Source organism: Altererythrobacter ishigakiensis (genome assembly GCF_001663155.1).
GTDB classification, from domain to species: domain Bacteria; phylum Pseudomonadota; class Alphaproteobacteria; order Sphingomonadales; family Sphingomonadaceae; genus Erythrobacter; species Erythrobacter ishigakiensis.
The window spans coordinates 562,744-585,003 of sequence record NZ_CP015963.1; the positions used below are offsets into that span (position 1 = coordinate 562,744).

At 58.7% G+C, this 22,260-nt stretch carries 24 protein-coding genes; 6 read left to right on the plus strand and 18 right to left on the minus strand.

Annotated features, from left to right (window positions below; translation table 11 throughout):
• Nucleotides 1-56: 56 nt before the first annotated feature.
• On the plus strand, nt 57-1,676 hold the full coding sequence (locus A6F69_RS02755; RefSeq protein WP_067597052.1) for an AMP-binding protein: 1,620 nt from the start codon (nt 57-59) through the stop codon (nt 1,674-1,676).
• Between the two features lie 124 nt (nt 1,677-1,800).
• A complete protein-coding gene (locus A6F69_RS02760; RefSeq protein WP_067597054.1) occupies nt 1,801-2,082 on the plus strand; it encodes a hypothetical protein in 282 nt (93 codons plus the stop codon).
• 30 nt (nt 2,083-2,112) lie between these two features.
• Here A6F69_RS02760 and A6F69_RS02765 read toward each other — a convergent pair whose 3' ends face one another.
• From A6F69_RS02765 to A6F69_RS02820, 12 genes are all read right to left on the minus strand, one after another.
• Nucleotides 2,113-3,012, minus strand: coding sequence for an SDR family oxidoreductase (locus A6F69_RS02765; RefSeq protein ID WP_067597056.1), 900 nt, complete (start codon nt 3,010-3,012; stop codon nt 2,113-2,115).
• A 26-nt stretch (nt 3,013-3,038) separates the two neighbouring features.
• The gene (locus A6F69_RS02770) at nt 3,039-4,247 is read right to left on the minus strand and encodes an acyl-CoA dehydrogenase family protein (protein ID WP_067597058.1); all 1,209 of its coding nucleotides are present in this window, start codon (nt 4,245-4,247) and stop codon (nt 3,039-3,041) included.
• A 3-nt stretch (nt 4,248-4,250) separates the two neighbouring features.
• Nucleotides 4,251-5,006: a ThuA domain-containing protein gene (locus A6F69_RS02775; RefSeq protein ID WP_067597060.1), complete on the minus strand. Its 756-nt coding sequence runs from the start codon at nt 5,004-5,006 to the stop codon at nt 4,251-4,253.
• Nucleotide 5,007: 1 nt separating this feature from the next.
• Nucleotides 5,008-5,769, minus strand: a complete 762-nt coding sequence (locus tag A6F69_RS02780; RefSeq protein WP_083984652.1) for an SDR family NAD(P)-dependent oxidoreductase — start codon at nt 5,767-5,769, stop codon at nt 5,008-5,010.
• A gap of 23 nt (nt 5,770-5,792) precedes the next feature.
• A complete protein-coding gene (locus A6F69_RS02785) occupies nt 5,793-6,938 on the minus strand; it encodes a thiolase family protein (RefSeq protein WP_067597064.1) in 1,146 nt (381 codons plus the stop codon).
• Nucleotides 6,935-7,351: a Zn-ribbon domain-containing OB-fold protein gene (locus tag A6F69_RS02790; RefSeq protein ID WP_067597066.1), complete on the minus strand. Its 417-nt coding sequence runs from the start codon at nt 7,349-7,351 to the stop codon at nt 6,935-6,937. The genes A6F69_RS02785 and A6F69_RS02790 overlap by 4 nt, the downstream gene beginning before the upstream one ends.
• A complete protein-coding gene (locus tag A6F69_RS02795; RefSeq protein WP_067597070.1) occupies nt 7,351-8,418 on the minus strand; it encodes an acyl-CoA dehydrogenase family protein in 1,068 nt (355 codons plus the stop codon). Before A6F69_RS02795 ends, A6F69_RS02790 begins: the two co-directional genes overlap by 1 nt.
• Nucleotides 8,415-9,653: a cytochrome P450 gene (locus A6F69_RS02800; protein ID WP_067597072.1), complete on the minus strand. Its 1,239-nt coding sequence runs from the start codon at nt 9,651-9,653 to the stop codon at nt 8,415-8,417. Before A6F69_RS02800 ends, A6F69_RS02795 begins: the two co-directional genes overlap by 4 nt.
• Before the next feature lie 135 nt (nt 9,654-9,788).
• Nucleotides 9,789-10,166, minus strand: a complete 378-nt coding sequence (locus tag A6F69_RS02805) for a limonene-1,2-epoxide hydrolase family protein (protein ID WP_067597073.1) — start codon at nt 10,164-10,166, stop codon at nt 9,789-9,791.
• Nucleotides 10,163-10,948: a ThuA domain-containing protein gene (locus A6F69_RS02810; RefSeq protein ID WP_067597074.1), complete on the minus strand. Its 786-nt coding sequence runs from the start codon at nt 10,946-10,948 to the stop codon at nt 10,163-10,165. The genes A6F69_RS02805 and A6F69_RS02810 overlap by 4 nt, the downstream gene beginning before the upstream one ends.
• Nucleotides 10,948-11,958: an NADP-dependent oxidoreductase gene (locus tag A6F69_RS02815; RefSeq protein ID WP_067597076.1), complete on the minus strand. Its 1,011-nt coding sequence runs from the start codon at nt 11,956-11,958 to the stop codon at nt 10,948-10,950. The genes A6F69_RS02810 and A6F69_RS02815 overlap by 1 nt, the downstream gene beginning before the upstream one ends.
• A 23-nt stretch (nt 11,959-11,981) precedes the next feature.
• Complete coding sequence (locus A6F69_RS02820) at nt 11,982-14,126, minus strand: molybdopterin-containing oxidoreductase family protein (protein ID WP_083984825.1); 2,145 nt, start codon at nt 14,124-14,126, stop codon at nt 11,982-11,984.
• A 127-nt stretch (nt 14,127-14,253) separates the two neighbouring features.
• On the opposite strand from A6F69_RS02820, the gene A6F69_RS02825 reads away from it, so the two are divergent.
• Nucleotides 14,254-15,255, plus strand: a complete 1,002-nt coding sequence (locus A6F69_RS02825) for an NADP-dependent oxidoreductase (RefSeq protein ID WP_067597079.1) — start codon at nt 14,254-14,256, stop codon at nt 15,253-15,255.
• A gap of 42 nt (nt 15,256-15,297) precedes the next feature.
• Here the strand turns inward: A6F69_RS02825 and mobA are convergent, their stop codons facing one another.
• From mobA to A6F69_RS02840, 3 genes are read right to left on the minus strand one after another with little or no spacing between them, the layout of a single operon-like run.
• The gene (gene mobA, locus A6F69_RS02830; protein WP_067597083.1) at nt 15,298-15,807 is read right to left on the minus strand and encodes a molybdenum cofactor guanylyltransferase; all 510 of its coding nucleotides are present in this window, start codon (nt 15,805-15,807) and stop codon (nt 15,298-15,300) included.
• Nucleotides 15,804-16,145: a putative quinol monooxygenase gene (locus A6F69_RS02835; RefSeq protein ID WP_067597086.1), complete on the minus strand. Its 342-nt coding sequence runs from the start codon at nt 16,143-16,145 to the stop codon at nt 15,804-15,806. Before A6F69_RS02835 ends, mobA begins: the two co-directional genes overlap by 4 nt.
• 3 nt (nt 16,146-16,148) lie before the next feature.
• On the minus strand, nt 16,149-16,562 hold the full coding sequence (locus tag A6F69_RS02840) for a nuclear transport factor 2 family protein (protein ID WP_067597087.1): 414 nt from the start codon (nt 16,560-16,562) through the stop codon (nt 16,149-16,151).
• A 133-nt stretch (nt 16,563-16,695) separates the two neighbouring features.
• Between A6F69_RS02840 and A6F69_RS02845 the strand changes: the two genes are divergently transcribed.
• A complete protein-coding gene (locus tag A6F69_RS02845) occupies nt 16,696-17,508 on the plus strand; it encodes an SDR family NAD(P)-dependent oxidoreductase (protein WP_067597090.1) in 813 nt (270 codons plus the stop codon).
• 6 nt (nt 17,509-17,514) lie between these two features.
• Here the strand turns inward: A6F69_RS02845 and A6F69_RS02850 are convergent, their stop codons facing one another.
• A complete protein-coding gene (locus tag A6F69_RS02850; RefSeq protein WP_067597093.1) occupies nt 17,515-18,291 on the minus strand; it encodes an SDR family NAD(P)-dependent oxidoreductase in 777 nt (258 codons plus the stop codon).
• Between the two features lie 105 nt (nt 18,292-18,396).
• On the opposite strand from A6F69_RS02850, the gene A6F69_RS02855 reads away from it, so the two are divergent.
• Entirely contained in the window at nt 18,397-20,016 is a 1,620-nt protein-coding gene (locus tag A6F69_RS02855) for an FAD-dependent oxidoreductase (RefSeq protein ID WP_067597096.1), read from the plus strand.
• Between the two features lie 10 nt (nt 20,017-20,026).
• Here the strand turns inward: A6F69_RS02855 and A6F69_RS02860 are convergent, their stop codons facing one another.
• Nucleotides 20,027-21,292, minus strand: a complete 1,266-nt coding sequence (locus A6F69_RS02860) for a cytochrome P450 (protein ID WP_067597099.1) — start codon at nt 21,290-21,292, stop codon at nt 20,027-20,029.
• Nucleotides 21,293-21,379: 87 nt separating this feature from the next.
• On the opposite strand from A6F69_RS02860, the gene A6F69_RS02865 reads away from it, so the two are divergent.
• The gene (locus tag A6F69_RS02865) at nt 21,380-21,904 is read left to right on the plus strand and encodes a nuclear transport factor 2 family protein (protein WP_169816538.1); all 525 of its coding nucleotides are present in this window, start codon (nt 21,380-21,382) and stop codon (nt 21,902-21,904) included.
• Here the strand turns inward: A6F69_RS02865 and A6F69_RS02870 are convergent, their stop codons facing one another.
• On the minus strand, nt 21,905-22,258 hold the full coding sequence (locus A6F69_RS02870) for a nuclear transport factor 2 family protein (RefSeq protein WP_067597104.1): 354 nt from the start codon (nt 22,256-22,258) through the stop codon (nt 21,905-21,907).
• Nucleotides 22,259-22,260: the final 2 nt, after the last annotated feature.

Below are 22,260 nucleotides of genomic sequence, written 5' to 3' on the forward strand. Positions count from 1 at the left end.
TGTGGCGCCTTGCGTTAGGCAGGGCACTTACCAGAGAGTCACAGCAGAGGCGAGTCATGGTTTGGCAGGGTGATAATTTTGGCATTGCTTTGAAAGCTTTAGCCAATGCGATCGAACCCGAACGAACGGCGTTGATCCATGGGTCGCGCATTGTGACGTGGTCAGAGCTTGATTCGCTGACAGATCGGATCGCAGCGGGGCTGCATGCAAAGGGGCTCAACCCCGGAGACGTTGCCGGGCAAATGCTGCGGAACACGCCAGAGTATATCCTTGCCTATTTCGGCTGCATCAAAGCGGGCGTGACTCCGGTCAATGTGAACTACCATTACAAGGACCGCGAACTGTCAGACATCTTCGCGCGGTTCGGGCTAAAGGCGTTGTTTGTTGAAAGCGACTTTGCTGACACGGCAAGTACCGCCATGCCTGAGGGATCTCTCACAATCGATGTCAGCGGGGCAGATTGGGCAGCGCTTCAATCGACTGAACCGCCAGGCGATTTCGCCCCGCATGATGACAGGCAGGCTTTGTTCTTCACCGCGACCGGCGGCACAACCGGCATGCCCAAGGCGGTGATGTGGCCGTTTGAGGCTGCATGGCAGGCATTCGGCATTTCAGTGTGGCAGCGCGGGATGGGTGAGCCGCCATTCGTCGCGTCCTCATTGGAAGAACAAGTCTCCGAAGCGGCAAAGATCGCCCCGGATCATCCAGCCTCGACATCGCCGCTCTTGCTGCTCAGCCCGCTGATGCACGGTGCGGGGCAGTTTTCGGCTGTCATCCATCTGCTGAAGGGCGGGACGCTGGCGATGCTGCCATCGGAGAAATTCGAAGCTGATCTGACGATTGATGAGGTCAAGCGATTGGGCGCCCGCAACCTCTTCATGGTGGGCGATGCATTCGCCTTGCCTTTGGCAGACGCGCTTGATGCGCGCGAGGACGCCGCCGATGCGATCAAGAGTCTGCGCATGATAACTTCATCCGGCGCGGTATTCTCGGAAAGCAACAAGATGCGGCTGATCAAACACAATCCGCAATTGATGGTGTTTGATGCGCTTGGCTCGTCGGAAAGCTCAGGCACGGCGATTGTCATTACCACTGCCGCTGGCTCCAGCGGCGGAGGCAAGTTCCAGGCGCTGCCCGGGCGGGAGACAAAGCTGTTCGACGCGGATCTTAATGAAATCAAACTGGGCGAAGATGGCATTGGCATTGTTGCGCGGTCCGGCCCTCTGCCGCTGGGCTATCTGGGCGAAGACGAGAAAAACGCGAAGACTTTCCCTGAAATCGATGGCCAGCGCTATCTGATGACGGGCGATCAGGCCCGCTGGGGCGCGGACGGCACGATGGAGTTCATCGGGCGTGACAATATGTGCATCAACACCGGCGGGGAGAAAGTCTTCCCAGAGGAAGTCGAAGCGGTGCTGCAAGAGCACGCGGGCGTGAAGGATGTGCGGGTCGTGAGCCTGCCCGACCCGCGCTTTGGCCGAAAGGTTGTCGCAGTGGTGCAGCCGGAAGGCGAAGCGGCAGGGTTGGAGCAGGCGCTGGACGCTGCAGCGCGCGAAGGATTGGCCGGTTACAAAATCCCGCGCACGTATTTCTTCACGGAGCAGTCATTGCGGCTCAACAATGGAAAACCCGATTACAAAGCTGCGCAGGCTCTCGCTGAAGCCCACGGGACCTAACTCTCGCAACACGCTGCTATTCCAGGCGACGTACGGACACGATGTTTACTATGTCCGGCTTGTGTTTTGCTTTCAAAGACGCTCAATCCGATTAGCTCTTGGCTCGGCCAAGAAAGGAACGGTTATGAATGACACAAAATCAGACCAGTGGGAGAAGAAGAGCGAGCGGTTTGAAGTGCGGCTTCCGCATTCAAAAAAACTCGCGTTTCAGGAAGCCTGTGATCGTCAGGGTGATACGCCAAGCGCGGCTGTAAGGCGCTCAATCGAAAGTTATCTGATTCGCTCAGAGGTGGATGATTTCAGGCATGCCCTGCGCGGGCTCAAGCGTTTAGCGTTCCAGAACTGGAAGCCGACTTTGGCGGCATTTTGTATAGGGTTCCCGATCGCCTACCTTGCCGCCTCTTAATAGGGTTTTGTTGCGACTGACGGTGCCAGCTTACCCCGTCGCGCGGTCCGCCTTGTCAGCGGCATTGGTGCCTTTGATCATCGCGCGAAGCTGTTCCCACTCAGCATCGCCCAGCCCTTGCAGAGTGCTCCAGAAAGTGCCGCCGGTTGCCTGATAGCCGGCGCCGTCAATCGCGATGGTCTGGCCGTTCACATATTCCGCGCCCGGCCCCATCAGGAAGACCGCGAGGTTGGCGAGCTCGTGCATCTCACCATGGCGGCCCATCGGGTTGATCTCATTATTCGAATTGCCACCGCGTCCACCGGGTGAAAGCCGCGCGCTCATGCCCTTGGTGGGGAATAGCCCCGGTGCGATCGCATTGAAGCGCATGTTGTGACGGCCCCATTCGACCGCGAGGCTTTGCGTCATCGTGTTGATTGCGCTTTTTGACATGGCGGACGGCACGACAAATGCCGACCCGTTCCACACCCACGTGGTCAGGATCGAAAGGACATTGCAGCGCCCCCTTTCAGCAATGATCCGCTTACCAACATTATGCGTGACATAGAATGTGCCGCGAAAAACAATGTCGGCAATCGCGTTGAAACCGTTGACCGAAAGATCTTCAGTGCGGCTGATGAAATTGCCTGCTGCATTGTTGACGAGCCCGGTCAGCGGGCCATCGGCCCAGATCTGGTCGATCATCGCGTCGATCGCATCGGCATCACGGATGTCGCAGGCAATGCCCACGACCTTGCCACCATGTGCATCCATCAGTTCCTGCGCCGTTTCCTCCAGCTTGTTCTGCCGCCGCCCGCAAATGTAGACCGTCGCGCCCAGCTTCAGGAACGCCTCGGTCATCTCGCGGCCCAATCCTGTGCCGCCACCCGTCACCAGAATGCGTTCCCCTTCCATAAGGCCGGGGCGAAACATTAGTTGCGATACATCCATGGAAATGTCTTTCTATGTGAGAGTGGTCAGAGACCTAGGACGGTCTTTGCGATGATATTCTTCTGCACTTCGTCTGATCCGCCAAAGATCGTCGCGGCGCGATTATTGAGGTATTTGCCCATCGCGGTTTGTGCCAGTTCACTGCCCACTGGTTCTGGCGCTTCATTGCCGTAAAGCGGACGGTCGACCGGCAATTGCAGCGCGTCATAGCCGAGCAGTTCAAGCCGCAGCGTGTCGATTTCCTGCCCGATGTTCGAGCCCAGCAGTTTGACCAGCGACGTTTGCGGGCCGGGCGCACGACCTTTGGCCAGATCGGCCAGAATACGCAGCTCGGTGACTTCAAGTGCCTCTGCATTGAGCCGCGCGCGCGATAGCCGGTCACGGAAACGCGGATCGTGTGCCACGGCGCCATTGACGCCGGAGGGTTGCGTTTCGGCCAGTTCGCGCAGCCGCTCGATACTTTGCAGCAGGCGCGGCGCATAACATGATCCGCCGCGTTCGTTTTCCAGCAGGAACTTGGCGATCGACCAGCCTGCTCCCTCCTCGCCGATGCGGTTCTCGACCGAAGTCACCGCATCGGTGAAGAACACCTGGTTCACTTCGTGGTCGCCCGACATCGACAGGATCGGGGACACTTCAACGCCCGGCTGGTCCATCGGGATCAACAGGAAGGTGATTCCTTGCTGCTTCTTGCCGCTGGAATCGGTGCGCACCAGCGCAAATATCCAGTCGGCATGATGTGCATGTGTAGTCCAGATCTTCGACCCGTTAACGACGTATTGATCGCCTTCAAGCCGTGCCGAAGTCTTGAGCGAGGCAAGGTCAGAGCCTGATCCCGGCTCGGAATAACCCTGACACCAATAGTCTTCGCCGGAAAGAATGCGCGGCAGGAAGCGGGCCTTTTGCTCAGGCGTGCCGAATTCGCAGATCACCGGGCCGACCAGACGCAGGCCCAGAATCGAAATCGCAGGCGCGCCGGCCAGCGCACATTCCTTTTCAAAGATGAACTTTTGCGTCGGCGTCCAGCCGGTGCCGCCATCTTCCTTCGGCCAGTGATACGCGACCCAACCCTTGTCATTCAGGATACGGTGCCATTCCATCCCGATATCGGGCTCGACAAATACGCCGGGCGTGCGCCGTGCACCGTCTTTCAAATGTTCAGGTAAGCTTTCCTTCAGGAAGGCACGCACTTCGTCACGAAATGCCAGGTCTTCGGGTGAGAAATCCATGTCCATGGCCTATTCCCCTTCTCTCATGGCCCATGCGATTCCCCGTCGCAGCAGGTCATAATAAACGTCATAGTTCCAGGCGCACATTTCCTTGTGAGGGTAGAAATCCGCCATGCCGGGTAGATCGTAGTGCCCGCGGCAATGGCCCAGCGCGTTGTAAACGATGCGCCCTTTGCCGATGTCGCGCGTGTACAGGATCGGAACGGTCGTCTTGTCCCATTGTTCCTTGGTGAAGCCGGTCGCTTCGCCTTCGAACGTCGTCTGCATCAGCGTGTCGATCGGCGCGGTGGTGTCTGACAGATAAAGCTCGTCGACGATCTCGAAATCGTCGATCCCGCGGGTCATCTCATGGTCCTTGTTGACCACTTCCACGGGGAAGGGACCAATCGGCGGGTGCGCCTTAAACTGCGTGCCGAGCATTTCCATCAAGCCGGTGGTATCGTCGGGCGCATCGACCAGCCCGCTCTCGGTAAAGACCAGGATCGAATTGGTCCCATGCAGCGCCAGCCATTTTCCGCCCGCTTCCAGCCAGCTGCGCAGTTGCTGTGCCTGTTCTTTGGTCGGGAGAAGGTCGCAAGTGTAAGTGACCAGGAAACGGCACTGGTCAAGCCGATCTAACCCTGAATAATCCGCCGCTACTGTGGTGCGGATATGCGGATGCTCCATCAGCAGCTTGAGCACTTCCAACCGCGCATAATCGATGTCGTGATACTTCCCCGCCGCAATGAAATGCGCGTCGATCCGGGTTGCTGGTTGTTCTGCCATATTAGCTCCTTATCGACCCGCCGCCATCAACCGTGATGTCACAGCCGGTGGTGAAGCTTGCTTCGTCGCTGGCTAGCCAGACCACAGCGCGTGCGACTTCCTCCGGCTCGCCGATACGGTTCATCGGATGGGTCGCAGCGAAGTCGCGCTCGATATTCTGCGGCTCATCCGCGCCTGAATATTTGTAGCGATTGTACATTGGCGTGCGGATTGCACCCGGGTGCACCATGTTCGCCCGGATCGGAACCCCGCGTTCAGCGCAGTCGAGCGCGACGGAGCGGGTCAAGCCTAGCAGGCCCGCTTTCGATGCGCTGTAAGCGGCAACAAAGGCCGCAGCGCGTATCGCGATCATTGATCCGATGTTGACGATGGCGCAGGGCTCGCCGCTAGATTCCATCGCGGGCAGCGCAGCGCGCATACCGTAATATGGCCCGTTGAGGTTGATATCGATGGTGCGTTCCCAGGTATCGAGCGTGCCGTCGACGACATTTCCGGGCTCCGAGATTCCAGCGATGTTGCACAGCACGGTCAGCTTGCCGAAACGTTCCTGCGTCGCTTTCACCGCTTCATGCCAACGGTCGAGATTGCGCACGTCGAGCTCGAATGCTTCGGCATTGTCGCCCAGCTCCTCGGCCAGCTCGCGAGCCTTGTCGATCTGAACATCGCACAGCATGACGCTGCCGCCTTCGTCCACGATCATCCGGCCAACCGTGGCGCCTATCCCTTCCGCACCGCCGGTGACCAGCGCAACCTTTCCGCTCATGCGTCCCAAAAGCGTCTCTCCCCTCAGCTTTGCAGAATTGCGACAGCGCTAAGCCCCGGCGCGCCATAAACATGGCTGTATCCGGTTTTCGCCCCTTCAACCTGCCGCTCGCCTGCGCGTCCGCGCAATTGCTGCACGTTTTCATAGACTTGACGCAGACCTGATGCGCCGATTGGCTCGCCGCAGGCTAGGCATCCGCCGTCGGTGTTCACCGGCAGCTTGCCGCCGATTTCGGACCAGCCATTGGCAAGCCATTCTTCCTGTTCGCCATCTTTGCAGAAACCGTTTTCGGCCATGTGCATGATTTCCGCGCCGCTTTCGGTGTCCTGCAGCTGCGCCACATCAATGTCTTCCGGCCCGATGCCTGCTCCTTCGAACGCGGCTTGTGAAGCAAGTACGGTCGGCTTTCCGCCTTCCTTGATGCTGACACCTGCCTGAAACACCTCGAAGCTGTCAGGCGGGCGAGTCTTCACCGCGACCTTGGCGATCTTCACCCCGTCCGCGCCCAGCTCCTTCATCTTCTTTTCAGATGCCAGGATCAGCGCAACGCCACCTTCGGCCGGCGCGCAGAACATATATTTGGTCAGCGGATCATTGATCATCGGCGCGTTCATGATCGTGTCGAGATCAATCGGGCTGCGCCGCCACGCATGCGGTGTGATCGTGCCGTTCTTGAACGCTTTTTCAGCTACGCGGCCCAGTGTCGTGCGGCTGATCCCGTGCAATTGCATGTAACGCTGAATTTTCAGCGCGAAGAATTGCGTGGTCAGCATCATACCCGTTTGGCCATACCATTCGGGCAGGCCATAATCGGATGGCTTGGCGTTGAACGCGCCGCGCGGGTGCTTGTCGAAACCTACCGCCAGCGCGAGATCATAGAACCCGCTGGCGATTGCCATCTGCGCCGAAACCAGCGCGCTGCCGCCCGTCGCGCAGCCATTGGCGACATTGGTGAAGGGCAGGCTGGTCAGCCCCAGCTCATTGACCATGATGTCAGCATTGCCTGCGGCCGCTGACCCGCCATAGGCGCATTCGATATCGGTCCACTCAAGGCCCGCATCGGCCATGGCTTCGCGCACCGCAAAGACACCCTGTTCGCGGCCTGATCGACCGTCTGTGCGCCCGAAGGGATGGATGCCTGCGCCGATGATATAGACGTCTTCACTCACGAGCTTTTCTCCGGACGATAGGCAAAGGTGCAATGCGTGTCGCTGAACGGCGTGAGGCAGAACTCCATCGGCATGCCCAGCTCCAGCTGTTCAAGCGTTGCATCGACAATGCGGCTTTCGACAATCACCTCGCCGGGCAATTCGATATAGCCAAGCAAAAATGGCTTGAAGTCAGGCGGGCCTTCGCCTTCGCCGCTGCCCCAACCTTCATAGGGTTCTTTTGGCAGGAAACCCTGGGTGGTCCAGCTCCACAGCTTGCCATGGCGCGACAGCTTGACCGGCTCGACACCGTCTGCCGCATCGCCTTGCGGCATGGGAAACACGATCTCGCCCGAAGGCAAGCGGCCACCCATCAGATGCGGTTCGCCATCATGGCTCCAAAGCTCTGGATCAACTGGTGCAAGCGCGCCCATCACGCCGCCTCCGCATATTCGACCAGGTTGGAATCGGCATCGCCAAACAATTTCGACAGCAGCAACACGCGCTTCATCGCATGGCCGATGGCGAGCTCATCCGTGACGCCCATGCCACCGTGCATCTGCACGGCTTCGCGCGCGATATGATCGGCGTTCTCGGTTATATAGGCTTTCGCACCTGCTACATTGCGCTGCCATGAGGCTACATCTGCGTCATCGCCCAAAGCAGCCCGGTAGAGCATCGAGCGTGCCTGCTCGATCCGCGCATAGCAATCGACCAAGCGGTGCTGCAGCGCCTGAAAACTGCCGATAGGCACCCCGAATTGTTCGCGCTCTTTGACGTAAGCCACTGTGTCATCAAGCAAACGCTGCCCCAGACCGGCAAGTTCGGCTGCGGCCAGCAAGCGAATTTGCGCGACGATATGCTGCAGCGCCTCGGATGATATGTTTAGCTTCTCGCCTGTAACACGCGTAAAGCGCAGCTCGCCGGCCATGCTGCCATCAGCCATGCGATAAGAACGAACCTGCAGGCCTTGTGCATCGGCGGGGATCAGAAAGAACTCTGTCGCGTCACCGTCGCGCGCGGACACGATAAACTGGTCAGCCAATGCAGCGCCGAGAACAAATGTCTTCTCGCCGGTGATTGCGCCGCCATCGCACCTGGTCTGTTTCGCTTCCAGACTATAACGCTGATTGCGCTCAGCCCACGCAAGCGCGACGAAGCTTTCGCCGGACAGCACGCCTTCCAGCGCTTCGTTTGCGCCAGCCGCACCCAGCAGCAAAGCGGGCAATACGCCATTCTCTAGCCAAGGGTCAGGAGCATTGGCCTTGCCGATCGCCTCGCCAACCAGCGCAAGATCAAGGATCGAACCGCCCATGCCGCCTACTTCTTCGCTTGCAGCCAGCGCGATCAGCCCCAGCTCTGCCAGATCTTGCCAGCGCGCCATGTCATATCCGCCTTCATTCATGCGCAGTTTGCGGCGTGCCTCTACATCGATGGGCGCAGTGAAGCGCTCGACAGTGGCGCGGAACAGTTCTTGTTCTTCAGATAGGTCGAAGTTCACTTGGCCACCTCGTAGGTAATGGGCAGCTTGGTCACTCCGCGCAGCATGATGTTAGGCAGGATGGTGATCCCGTCTTCATCAGCCAGCTGGAAGTTGTCGAGCCGCTCAAGCAGCTCGTCAAAGGCGACGAACATCTCCTTGCGGCTGAGCATATTGCCCACGCACATATGCGGGCCCTTGCCAAAGGCGAGATGCGCGCGCGCGTTTTTGCGATCAATCAGGAATGCGTCCGGGTCTTCGAACTTGGCCGGATCGCGGTTGGCCGCGGCATAGCGAACCTGCAACATTGAGCCCGCTGCGATCTTCTCACCGCCCAGTTCAACGTCTTCTTTGACCACGCGCCAGATGCCCGCGCTGGGCGATTCATAACGTAGCATTTCCTCGACCATGTTCTGGATCAGCTTGGGATCGCGCCCGCCCGCTGCCGCCTTGGCTTTTGCCATCTGCTCGGGATTGCGGATCAACTGCAGCAAGCCACCAGCGATGGTCGATGTCGTCGTCTCGTTTCCGGCGACCATGAATTGCTGCATGATCGACATGATTTCTTCGTCGGTCAGCGGGGTTTCGCCTTCGACACGAGCTTCGACGAGGTCAGTCAAAAGATCGTCGCCGCCATTGGCACGGCGATCATCGATCAGCCCCTTCATGTAACGCTGATAGTCAACGAAACTGCGCACGCATTCGAGTTGGCGCTCGCGGTCAATCAGCTGGCTGAAACGGTCAACCGCTGCATCGGACCAGTCCTTCACCTGCTTGGGATCGTTATCGAGTCCGATCTGCTGCGCGATCATCGCAACGGGCAAGGGGATCGCGAAATCCTCCACAAAGTCACCGCCGCCTTTTTGCGCCATCTTCTCGATCAATTCGATCGACTTCTTGCGCATGTCGGCTTCGATCGCGTTCACACGCGGTGCGGAGAATGCCAGGTTCACCAGCTTGCGGTTACGGGTGTGGACCGGATGGTCAGCGGTCAGCAGTGTTGGCGGATTGTCCCATCCTTCCGCCAGAATTGCATCGATCTCTTCATCGGCAGCGCCCATCAGTGAAGCAAAATCGTTTGAATAGATTTCGGGCTTGGCGGTGACTTCTGAAACCAGCTCGTAGGAATAGACGACCCAGGCATTGGCTTCGGCCACAAACTCAAGCTTGACGTCCGCTTCGTGCGCCTCACGATAATAGTCAAACGGATCAACCAGAGTTTCCGGTGCGAACAGATTGCCGGCAGGCTTGTTCATTTATGCTGCTCCAATGCTCCCAAACTAGCTGAGTAAACTAGCCCCGCAGGCAGCACCGGCGCACTGCGTGAAAGTGTTAGGAACGGTAGGGATCGAGCCTCTTGACCCTATCCAAATGAGCAGCTTTTCGGGTCTTTAGCCGCCGCCAAATTCGCGCTGAAACGTCGCCATGTCGAAATAGTCGCGCCATTGGGCAATTTTGCCTTCGCTATCGAGTTCGAATGTGCCCATCACCGGCAATTCGGCTCGGCGTCCGTCTTTGAGAATAAACGCATCGGTTCGTTCGGTCAGAACCGTGTTTCCATTGGCGGCAATGGCATGAATTTCCCATTCACAGGTCTCCACGGGCCCCATGAAGCCATCAACTGCGCCGCGCATGGCGGCAACGCCTGTGATCGGTTCCATCGGAATGTTGTGCCAGACAACGCCTTCCGCGCACATGGCGTACATGGCGTCGAAGTCTCCGCTGTTCCAATGGCCGACAAAGGCTTCGACGGTTTCGATCGGGTTCATGACGTTCCTCCTGCAGTAAAACGCAGCGCGTTCACCAAGACGCGCTGTACGTGTGGGCTGGCGTAGGTTTCAGGCCCATCGCCGAATTGGCAATAGACGAGCGGCGCGTTTCCAACTTGCCGCCACCACGCGACAAGATCGCTGCCATCGGGATGTTCCCAGCCTTTGTTGGCGAACATCTCGCCTGCGACCGCCAGCGCCGCGGAATAGAAATTGTCGCGGGTGAATTCATGGCGCGCGCGGATCAGGGGATGCACCGCGCCTTCGTCAATTTGGCAAAGGTAAAGCTCGTCGGTGAAAGGGAATTGGTCCGGCAGCCCAGCAGTTACCGCGTGTTGGGCCACCACCTCGGCATTGTAAGTGATATCGTGGCGATAGCCGGAATCGGGCACCGACTGCCCTTGCCATTCGCCGGGCTGATAAAGGAAACGTCCGCCAAGCATCTCCGCCCATTCGGGCCAGTCGGCCCACCCGGCGAGCGCGTGATGCATCGCGACCACACCTTTTCCGCTGTCAAAGCGGCGGGCAATGGCTTGTTTGAAGCCCTCGGATGGTGGGCGGCTTGTTACAACTCCGTCGCCGAACGTGTAGCCACCCATGTCGTAGAACAGCAGTGCATCGGCTTCATCCACCGCGCCTTTGGCGACAGCTTGCTCCGCTTCCGGATGGATGAGGTGAAATACGTCCCAATCGCCTAGCTCGCGGCCCAGCAGCCGAATCAGCGTGTCGAACGGCTCTTCCTCGTAAGGGTGCCCGCCAGACAAGACGAGCAAGCGTTTCATCAGGCGATCTTCAGGATCATCTTGCCCTGATTCGTCCCCGCGAACAGGCGCATGAAGCTGTCGAACGTGTTTTCCAGCCCTTCGTCGATGTGCTCTTCGATGGTGAGCTTGCCTTCGGCGGCCCACTGCCCCATCTGCGCCGCGCCTTCGCCAAAGCGCTCGACATAATCAGCTACCAGTAGACCGCGAATCTGCGCGCGCTTGACGATCAGCTGCCACAGATTGCGAATACCCCGCGGCTCAGTATTGTATTCACTGATCAATCCGCACAGCCCCACGCGGGCGTAAAGGTTGAGGTTCATCAGCCCGGCATCCAGGATAATCCCGCCGACATTTTCGAAGATCACATCGACGCCATCGGGCGCTGCTTCGGCGATTGCCTTGGTCAGCGCAGCCTCATCTTTGCCGCGATAGTCGATCGCTGCGTCATAGCCGTACTTCTCAGTCAGCTTGGCGCATTTCTCAGGCCCGCCTGCGATCCCTATCGCGCGGCAGCCCTTGATCTTGGCAAGTTGACCGACGAGCGAACCGACTGCGCCCGCAGCCCCTGTCACCAGCACTGTCTCACCTTCTTTCGGTTCGCAGACCTCCAGAAACCCGAAGTAGGCGGTCATGCCCACTGCGCCAAAAATCGAGAGGTAATTGGTTACGCTAGGCACTAGCGACGGGTCGATGGGCTGAGTGAAGCCGCCGACTTCGCCGACAGAGTAGTCTTCCAGCGCGTTGAGCCCCATGACCCATTGACCTTTTTCAAAGCCGTCCGCGCGGCTCTCCTCGACCACGCCAATGGTACTTGCCCGCATCGCTGAACCTAGTGGGACCGGGGGCATGTAGTTGCCGCCCGCGTCCATCCAACCGCGCATCGCAGGATCAAGCGACGCGTAGTGATTACGGATAAGGAACTGCCCGTCAGCCAGCTCAGGCGTCGGCTCGGTGACCAGCTCAAAGTCTTCTGGTACCGGCTCGCCATCGGGCCTGCGCTGGAGAAGAAAGCGCCTGTTCTGCGGCATATTAGGTTCCTCGTTGCTTGGCTTTATGCCGCTTCGATCCGCACCGGAATCGCACTTTGCAGCGCTTGCCCGGTAATCGGATCGTAATCGACTTCGTCGCTGGTCAGCCGGTTGGTAGAGCCGCCCATTTCATGGACATTGTGCTTGCCCGCCTCACTGTCCCCGAAGGCATGCGCCATGGAGATCAAGCCACGCCTCACCCGGTCGCTGCCTTTGGCAACGCCGTGGATCGAGGCATGGGCAGAGGCGATTTCGATCACATCGCCATCTTTCAGGCCGCGTGCCGCCATATCGTCTGGATGGATATAGGCGGGGTTCGTCGTGACTTTCTTGCCGAGGTTCTTGAGCGGTTGACCAATCGAATTGAAGCGCCCCTTTGACCGCCGCGAAATCAGGCGGAAGTCGAAACCCGCTGCGCGCGCTTCGTCAGCACCGTATTTCTCCAAGTGCTTTGGCATATCGCCCGCTGCCAGCTGGAACCGATTGTGCTCGTCTGCATCTGCTGGTTCGATGACCGGGTGCAGATCATCATAGATGACGGCTGCACCACCATTGGCTTGCACATCCTTGCGGACCTGACTGGGCGGGACAATGCATCCTGCAACCATCAGGTCGAGCACGGTTTCCTTGGGCGGCGGAGAGTCGCCGTCCATCGGCACTGGCCCGCCGGCAAGCTGAAGTTGCAGGCCTAGGTTCTTCGCCAGATGCCAGAACATCTCATACTCGTCGATCACATCGCCCGGCGGCGTCGCCAACGCCTCGGTGTAACGCGCATAAGCGGTCTCGTGCCACCATTCTGACAGGTTGGTGATGTCTTCACGCTCCAGACATTGGCTCGGCGCAAGCACGACATCGGCGCGCTTCGCGCTGGCGCTCATCCATGGGTCGATCTGAACAAACAGTTCCAGATCATCGAGCGCCTTGCGCATCTTCAACTGGTTGGGGAAGCCGACCTCGGGATTGCCGCCAACTGAAATCAGCGCGCGAATCTGCCCTTCGCCGGGGGTGAGAATTTCATCTGCCATGACATTGCATGGCATCTCCATCAGCAGTTGGCCGAGCCCGCGGAAACGTGACTTCGCCATGCCTTCGACACCGAACATTGGCGCAGGCGGCGCGACTTGTGCGCGTTTCTTGCCCATCTGGATCGTGAAGACGCCGGGCACTCCGCACTTTTCGCCTTCCTGCTTGAAGCGCGCACAAACAGTGTTGAGGCACGTGACGAGATACTCGGTGAGGGTGCCGTTACCCGCCATCTCTGGGCCGGTGCCGGTAACTGCGCAGCCTTTCGAGCCGCCAGCGAACATGCGTGCGGCGCGCACGAGCTCGTCTTTTTCTACACCCGCGCGTTCAGCGGCGACATCAGGCGGAAATGCCTGCACCGCTTCGGCCAGCTCTTCGAAGCCATCAACATGCGCGGACACGAAATTACGGTCGTAAAGCTCTTCATTGATGATGACGTTGAGCATCCCGGCCAGCAGCGCCGGATCTTCGCCCGGCTTCACCGGTAGATAGATATCTGCCAGCTGGCCTACCTCCGCCAGACGCGGATCAGCGACGATCAGCTTGAGGCCCTCTTTCTTGCGGTCGCGAATACGCTTCGACGGGCTGAATGGCGGCACACCGCCAACCGGCGCATAGTGAGAGACGATCGGATTGTTGCCTATAAACAGAGCGACATCGGCCTGTGAGAAATTGTTTACCCCTCCTTCCCATTTGCCATAGCGCTCAGTGGTGAAGACCTTCGCCGGTTGATCTAATGTGACTGAAGTGAAGAAGTGCTTTGAGCCTACCGCTTGCGCAAAGCTGTGGCTCATCGCCCAGGCTGACGAGTTCTGATACCCCCCCGAGCCCATGAAAACGGCGACGCTGTCAGGCCCATATTTGTCGATGATGCGCTTCAGTTCGCTGGAGACATGCGCCAGCGCTTGCGGCATGGGTGTTTCCTGAAAATTGCCGTCTGCATCGCGCACCAGCGAGTGGTGCAGACGGTCTTCGGAGTTATGCGAATCTGGCAGTTCGCGGCCCTTCTTACAGGTATAGCCGCCATATTCCGGATCATCCGGATCCCCACGCACTGCTTTCACTTTGCCATCTTCGATATCGACCAGCATCGCGCAGTTCGCATGGCAAAAACGGCAATATGTCTTGTGCGTTTGAACGCCCATTTCACTCTCCTTTGACCGTGAAGATACCAGATGCCGTAAGGTCATCGACTGATACTTTTGCGCGTAGCGAGCGCGCGCTGCGCACCGCATTAGGCAGCCACACAGCAATCGCAGTCGGAGAATTCGCATGCCCACCATGACCCGCCAATGGCTTTTGAACGGACATCCGCGCGGTCGCGGCATTGAGGACGGTGATTTCAAGCTGGCAGAAACCGAGCTGCCTGATCCGGGCGAAGGCGAGATGTTGCTGGCCACTCGGTATCTAGGGTTCGACCCTGCGCAAAAGGGCTGGATGGAAAACATCGCGGACTATGTCGCGCCGATGGCGATTGGCGACGTCATGCGCGGCAGTGGTATCTGCGAAGTGATCGACAGCAATGGCGGCCGCTTCCAGAAGGGCGACTGGGTATTCGGCACGACGGGCTGGACCGAGCATCTTGTCACCGATGGCAAAGAGCTGACCAAGGTCGAGACCGAGCTTTCGCCAACCGCTGTTCTGTCTGTGCTCGGCACCACCGGGGTCACTGCCTATTGCGGGCTGTTCAAAGTGGGCAAACCAGTGGCGGGCGACACAGTGCTGGTTTCCGGAGCGGCTGGTGCGACCGGATCAGTCGTTGGCCAATTGGCTAAGATCGCCGGATGCCGCGCGGTTGGTATCGCAGGTGGGCCGGAGAAGTGCAAATGGCTGGTCGAAGAAGCCGGCTACGATGCGGCGATCGACTACAAGGCAGGCGACGTAAAGCGCCAGATCAGAGAGCAATGCCCGCGCGGGGTTGATGTCATCTTCGACAATGTCGGCGGTTCGATCTTAGATGACATGCTTGCCAATATAGCTACCGGCGCGCGCGTAGTCGTGTGTGGCGGCATCAGCCGGTATGAATCGGGCGGCACACCCACGGGGCCAGGCAATTACTTCAACTTGATCTTCCGCCGCGCCAGCATGGCAGGTTTCATCGTGCTCGATTGGGCGGCAGAGTTTCCGCAGATTCGCAAACGTCTTGAGGGCTTCGTCCAGGATGGCCGCCTGCGCTATCAGGAAGACATTCAGGAAGGCTTTGAAAACGCGCCTGAGACGCTGAAGCGGCTGTTTGTCGGCAAGAACCGCGGCAAGCAGATGCTCAAGCTTTAGTTATTTGGTCAGCGGCTCAAGCACAGCCATACCCGTCATGACCTAAGCTAAGTCTTCTGGCCGATTGACGTTCATCAGCGGTGTATTCAGCGTTACTGGCCTTGCGCCGATGCTATCGGCAAATCCGTAGAGTGCGCGTCCCCCGTCACGTATGAAGATGTCAAGTCGTGGCGCTAGCGATGCAGGCCACAGGCCTACCACCGGTTGATTCTGTACGATAGCCGCGGTGTCACCGGACAAGGTCTGGGCCAGATCTTCGGGTAGGTTGGGAATGTCGCAGCCGGAACTGAGAACCCGGTCAAAACCATTGCTTCGAGCAAAATGTAGAGCTGCGTTCAGACCCCCGAGCGGACCAAGTCCTTCATTCGGCAGGTCCGCGATGCAATCAAAGCCTTCCTCCGCTCGCCCGCATACAACCAACCCGCTGCATTGCGCGGCCAGCGCAGCCCCAACATGATCGATCAGGCGCCTACCTATATAACGCGCATAGGCCTTGTCGCTGCCAAACCGCGTGGCTTTTCCGCCCGCGATTATGGCGCCGAGCAGTCTCAGCCGAACTTCTCTGTCGGCACGCCTTCCTCATTGTAAACCGGGCCTTCGGCGTCGACGCGGTATTTCCGGCTCACGGCGTTCTCTATCCCGAATGAACCCAGATGCCCGAGCATCCCGGCATAATGCTTGTTTGCAAAATGGCTCGCGAGAGCTTCTTCGCTGGTCCATTCTTCGAAAACATTGATACGGGTCGGGTTGTTGAGGTCCGCACTCCAGTCATAGTGAAGGCACCCCTCTTGCGAGAGCGCGCCGTCGATGAATGGCTGCGCTGTCTTCAAAGCTTCTTCACGCTTGTCTGCCGGCAGGTCGATCTGTGCCGAGATAACGATTTTCGCCATGTCTTATCCTTCTTGCGGATTGTATTCGGCGACAATTCCGAACTTGCGGTGGGTAAAGACCCATGCACCGTCGATCTTCGCCAATTCGTCTTCGTAAAGCCCGCCAACAACGCGGGTGTTGCCATCTTTCATATGCAGGATTTCCTGCGTCTGGACCCGGCTGGTTGCTGTGTCTCCGGTAACCTCGATCATGCAAGGCACGCAGTGAAAACTGACCGCTTCAATCCCGCTCATCGCCTGGCTCCAGAAGCCGACGATTGCCTCTTTGCCTTCGAATAGATTCCCGAAGAAATCCCAGGTTGCGTTGTCTGCCCACACGCTGCCCCAAGTACCGGGATCGTTGCGCACGACGCCGTCGGCATAGGTGCCGTTGAGTTCGGCAATCATTTGGCGATCTTCTGCGGGTCCTCGGAACATGACGCTCTCCTTGTCTCTGACTGAGGCTATCAACCTGTGAGCCCCCGGCTTCAATGAACACTTTTGGGAAGGGTGTTTAGGCTGGCTAGCGCCTAGAGATGGAGGCGAGATTACATTTAGAAGGGAGCGAGACATGGGCCTGCTGGAAGGAAAGAAAGCCGTTATCCTGGGCGCTGCAAGCGCTGGAAACATGGGGCAGGTAACCGCGCGGCTTTTCGCAGCTGAAGGTGCCGAGGTGTTGGTGGCGGGCCGCAAGGATGGGCCTTTGTCCGAACTCGCCAGCGGGATCGGCGGGCACTATGCGCTGTGCGATATCACCGATCACAGTCAAGTTCATGCGCTGGCGAAGACGGCGGCTGACAAAATGGGCCGGGTCGACGCGGCGATCAATTGCACAGGCTGGGGGCTGCTCGCCAATCTGCTGGAAACGACGCAAGAGCAGCTGGATCAGATCTGCGAGTTGCAATTCAAAGGCGTGCATCATTTCTTGCAGGCCTTTGTCCAGCAGATGAAGGATCAATCCCCGCAAGGCGGGTCGCTCATTTCATTGAGCTCAGCCACGACCAAGGCGCTGATCAACAACCACGCAGCCTACATCGGAACCAAGACCGCGGGCGAAGCGATGATCCGCTGCGTTGCCAATGACTTCGGGCAATACGGGATCAAGGCCAACACCGTCTCCCCAGCCTTCACGGAAAGTCCGATGACATCGGAGAGTTTTCAGGTGCCAGGGCTGGTCGATGCCTTCATGCCGAAATATCCGCTCCGCCGCTTGAACACGAGTGAGGATGTGGCGGAAGCCTGCGCGTGGCTATGCAGTGATCGCGCCTTTGTTACGGGCCAGAATATCCAGCCAAACGGCGGTCTGACTTTGCGCGGTAATCCGCAAGCGGTTGATATCGAAGCGGCTGTTGGCGCAGCGATGGCTAAGATGCAGGAGGGCTGATCGCCGCTAATACTGCGCGGTACCGCCATCCACGCTGATCGCGGCACCGGTGATGCCAGCGCCCTCGGGTGAGGCCAATAGCATGGCCACGGCTGCAATCTCTTCGACGGTGTTGGGCCGCTTGATCGCGGCTTCGCTGGCGAACATCGCGATCATCTCGTCAAACTCCATGCCCATCGCTTTCGCGGTCGCCGGGCCATTGTTCTTGATAATATCAGTGACGACCAGACCGGGGCAGATGCAGTTTGCCGTGATACCCAGCTCGCCCACTTCGCGCGCCAGCGATTTGGTCATGCCGGTCACCGCGTGCTTCGCAGCGGTGTAGGCAGTGAACACCGGTTTGCCGTGTTTGCCTTCCATGGAAGACATGTTGATAATCCGGCCAGTCTTGTTCGCGATCATGGTCTTCAGCGCGCGGCGGCTGGCCCAGAAGGTCGAATAGACATTCCACTTCATCGCTTCGTCAAAGGCTTCATCTGACAGATCAACCATCGGCTGTAGATCGCCAGCGCCGCCAGCATTGTTCACGAGAATGTCGATAGTGCCAAAGTTGGCGACTGTCTGATCGATGAAGCCTTCCACGTCGGACTGGTTCATCACGTCGCCAGCAACAAAAATCGCCCTGTCACCGGCACCCAGCTCGTCCAGCACTTTCGCGCCCTTTTCGGGATTGCGCGCGAACAGCGCGACCTTCGCGCCTTCAGCCAGAAACGCTTCAGCGATCCCGCGCCCCAAACCTGCGGTTCCGCCTGTAATTGCTGCGACCTTGCCTTCCAGTTTCATGCGTCTCTCCTGAACTCTGCAACCTCGATAGCGAGCACGGAACGGCAGCACACCTTGCTAAAATGAGGAATTGCCGCGCGCGGCCCAAGCGCCTCTTGTCAGGACATGGAAAAAACAGATGTGATCATCCTTGGATGCGGAGCGGCCGGAATGGCGGCGGCGCTGGCGGCGCATGAAGCAGGCGCGAAAGTCGCACTGATTGAACGGTTTGACCGCATCGGCGGGACAGCGGCGATTTCAGGCGGGGTGATCTGGGTGGCGGACAATCCGCGCCAACGCGCCGCAGGGATGAGCGACAGCCGCGAAGAGGCGCTCGCTTACTTCAAGGCGCTCGATCACGGCGATCTGGTCGACGATACGTTGGAAGCGTTCGTTGATCGCGGGCCGGAAGCGCTGGAATTTCTGGAAAATATTGGCGCGCTTAGTGTGTCCCTGCTGGATGGCTATCCAGACTATTACCTCGATCGCCCGGGCGCGAAGCCTGAAGGTGGGCGCGCACTGGACCACGATCTGTTTGCTCTGGGCGAGCTGGGCGAATGGGCCGGGTGCATCACTGCGATTGAAGAGATGAAACCGATGATGCTGCGCGAAACGCCTTTGGGCGGCGGCACGGGTGTCGTCGAGCCTGAGGAAATGCAGCGCCGCGTGGCGAATAATGAGCGCGGCTTCGGCCAGGCCATGGTCGGGCGTTTGCTCAAGGCATGTTTGGATCGCGGAATCGAGCCGATGCTGGGTGTCGAAACGCGCGAGCTGATCCGTCGCGGCGGCCGGATCACGGGGATCAAAGCCAGAAAGGATGGTAACGAGTTTGAGCTACACGCCAATCAGGGTGTCATCATCGCCACCGGCGGATTTGAGTGGGATGAGGACAAACGTCAGGCCTTCCTACGTGGACCGATGGATGCACCGGCCAGCCCGCCGACCGCACGCGGCGATGGTTTGAGCTTGGCGATGGCAAATGGTGCAAAGCTCGGCAATATGACGCAGGCGTGGTGGGCACCAACTTTGGTCACGCCCGATATGCCTTGGCCGGGTGGTGAGCAGCGCGCGCAGCCTGTGCTGATTGAACGGACGGTGCCGCATTCGATCATGGTCAATCGCAAGGGTGAGCGTTTCTGCAATGAAGCGGCGAACTATTCCGCACTTGCCGGCGCGTTCCACGCGTTCGACCCGCAGACTTATGATTACCCGAACCTGCCTGCATGGCTGATCTTTGATGAGGACTATGTTGAGCGCTATCCCATCGGACCTCGATTGCCGGGGCAGCCGGTGCCCGAGTGGGTTATGCGTGCAGACACACTGGAAGAGCTGGCCTCGCAGCTCGGTCTTGAACCCGAAGCATTGGAGGCGACTATAGAACGCTTCAACGGCTTCGCGCACGCTGGCAATGATCCGGATTTCCAGCGTGGCACGTCGGCCTATGACCACTTCTATGGCGACCGCAGTCGTGATGGGACCGCGGTGACGCTAGGCCCGATTGCCCGCGCGCCTTTCTATGCGGTGGAAATTCGCATGGGCTTGCTCGGCACCAATGGCGGGCCGCGCACCGATGGTGCAGCGCGTATGCTTGGCCATGATGGCGCGCCGATTGCAGGGCTTTATGGCGCGGGCAATGCCATCGCGTGCCCAACCGGCGGAATATATGCTGGCGCGGGCGGTACACTGGGTCCAGCGCTGACCTTTGGCTATATTGCGGGGCGAAGCGCGGCCCAGGCTAACACTTGAAGCCGAACGTTTAGGCTTTATTCGGCTCGAACTCGATATGCAGTTCTTTCAAGGACCGCAGCAAGAAGTGTGGGTGATAGCTGAAGTCATTCTTGCCTTCCGCAAACCACATGTCTTCAAACCGGTCGACGACCGCCGTGAAGCCCCAGATCAGCTCGCGCCGAGCCAATGGCGCGCCAAGGCAATGATGCGTACCTGATCCGAAACCCATGTGGCTGCCCGCCTTCGGGCGCTCCAGATCGAGCTTCTCAGGGCATTCGAACTGGCGCTCATCACGATTGGCGGCGGCGTAGCGTACATTGATCATCGCGCCGCCGGTTATGGCCACGCCTTCCAGCTCGGTGTCATCGGCGACAAAGCGCATCAGGCTTTGCACCGGGCTTTCCAGCCGCACCACTTCCTCAACGAATGTGCGCATGTATTTGTCGGGATCAGATTTCAACTGACGCCAGACATCCTTGTTTTCGATCAGCAGTTTCATGCCCGCCGCCAGCGCATTCGTAGTGGTTTCGCTGCCGCCCACGAACGTATCCGCCATCATTTCCGCATGCAGTTCGTTATCGGTTAGCGTCCGGCCCCAATCCTCGATCACTGTGTTCACGAGTACGCTGATCAGGCTGTCATCGGGCTTCTCACGCAGCCGCTCGAAGATCGGCTGGAAATAGTGCTGCGCTTCGATTTCCCTGTCGACCATCTCCATGTGGCGATCTTCTGGCAGCATGAAGGAGATGCGATGGAAGAAAGCCTCGGTCCAGCTCTTGATCCGCCAGATGTCTTCCTTCTTCGCGCCCATCTGCTCGCCGATGATGTAGAGTGGCAACGGCACACAGAACTGGCTGACCCACTCGCATTTGCCGTCATCCAGAAATCCGTCGATCAACTCATAAGCGAGCGTCTCGACTTCGCCATCGATCTGCTTGATGCGGCTGGGCTTGAACGCTTCGTTGAACATCGCGCGCATCTGCTTGTGGTTGGGGTCATCGCGACCGTTGAGCGTCGCGGCCGGAACCCAGCCCTTTTCCTCAAACCGCTTGGCGACCATTTCGCCGCGTTCCATGTCTGCTGCTGACGCGCGAAAGCGGCCTTGCGGCGCAGAGCTTGGAAAACGCTGCGGGTCCATCAACACTTCGCGCACAGTGTCATATCGTGTCACGACCCACATTTCCGTGCCGGGAATATTGTAGACCGGGGCTTCGTCTCGCAGCTCCTTATAAGCTGGATAGGGGCACTTCTGTGTCTCCAGATCGAACAGATTGACTTGTGGTTCGCTTCCCAATGCGGCCTCCCGAAAATGCGAATGGGATTTCAGCCAAGCTGCGCGGATAGTGCGTTCGCCACAACTCGCGGAATTGAGGAGAGAGCAATGGATCCGGCGCTTCAGCAGTTGATCGACAAACAGGCGATTTGTGACGTGATCCAGCGATATTCCCGCACGCTCGACTGGCTTGATGATGACGGACAAGCGAGCTGCTACTGGCCCGATGCCGAGATCGACTATGGCTTCTTCAAGGGTTCAGCCGAAGAATTCTTGCCCATCGTCATGGAAATCGAACGCGGCTCTGATCGGCGCTGGCACATGCTGTCGCAGCCGCTGATCGACTTCCACTCATCCGCCAGTGCCAGCAGCGAGTGTTACGGCGTTTTTGCCGGTGCAAGCCGTCAGGATGACGGAACGCTGGCAGGCAATCTTTATGGCGGGCGCTATCTCGACGAGTGGGAGAAACGGGAGGCAGGATCAGGGCCCGAGTGGCGCGTTTCCAAGCGCCTCTACATTGTCGATTGGCAAAGTGATCTGGTGAACCAGCCAGTGTTTACGTCAAACCCCGACTTTCCGCTGCCGACGGCTCAAATCGATAAGAGCAATCATCCGCTCTATCGCGAAATGTAATCACTCCTCAGCCGGCGGGTCCATGTAATCGCGATAGTAGGTCAGCTGCCCGTTTGCGACTTTGTAAATCCCTACGCCGCCGCGCGAACCCTCCGGCGAATGCATGGTCCAGCGTGCCCAGACAGCATGATCATCGCCGTAAATCTCATCGACTGTGAAGTTGATTTGGCGCTCCTCCATTTCCTTCACCATTGTGGTCATGAAACCAAGGATGGCGTCGCGGCCTTTGTGCGTGCCCCAGACGGGGTCTTCGAGCAAAGCATCTTCTGCAAAGAGCGGCGCAAGCTTGGTGTAATCCCCTTCGTCCTGGATGCGCCAGAATTCCTCAATCACGCGTTGAGCTTCGCCGGGCATTG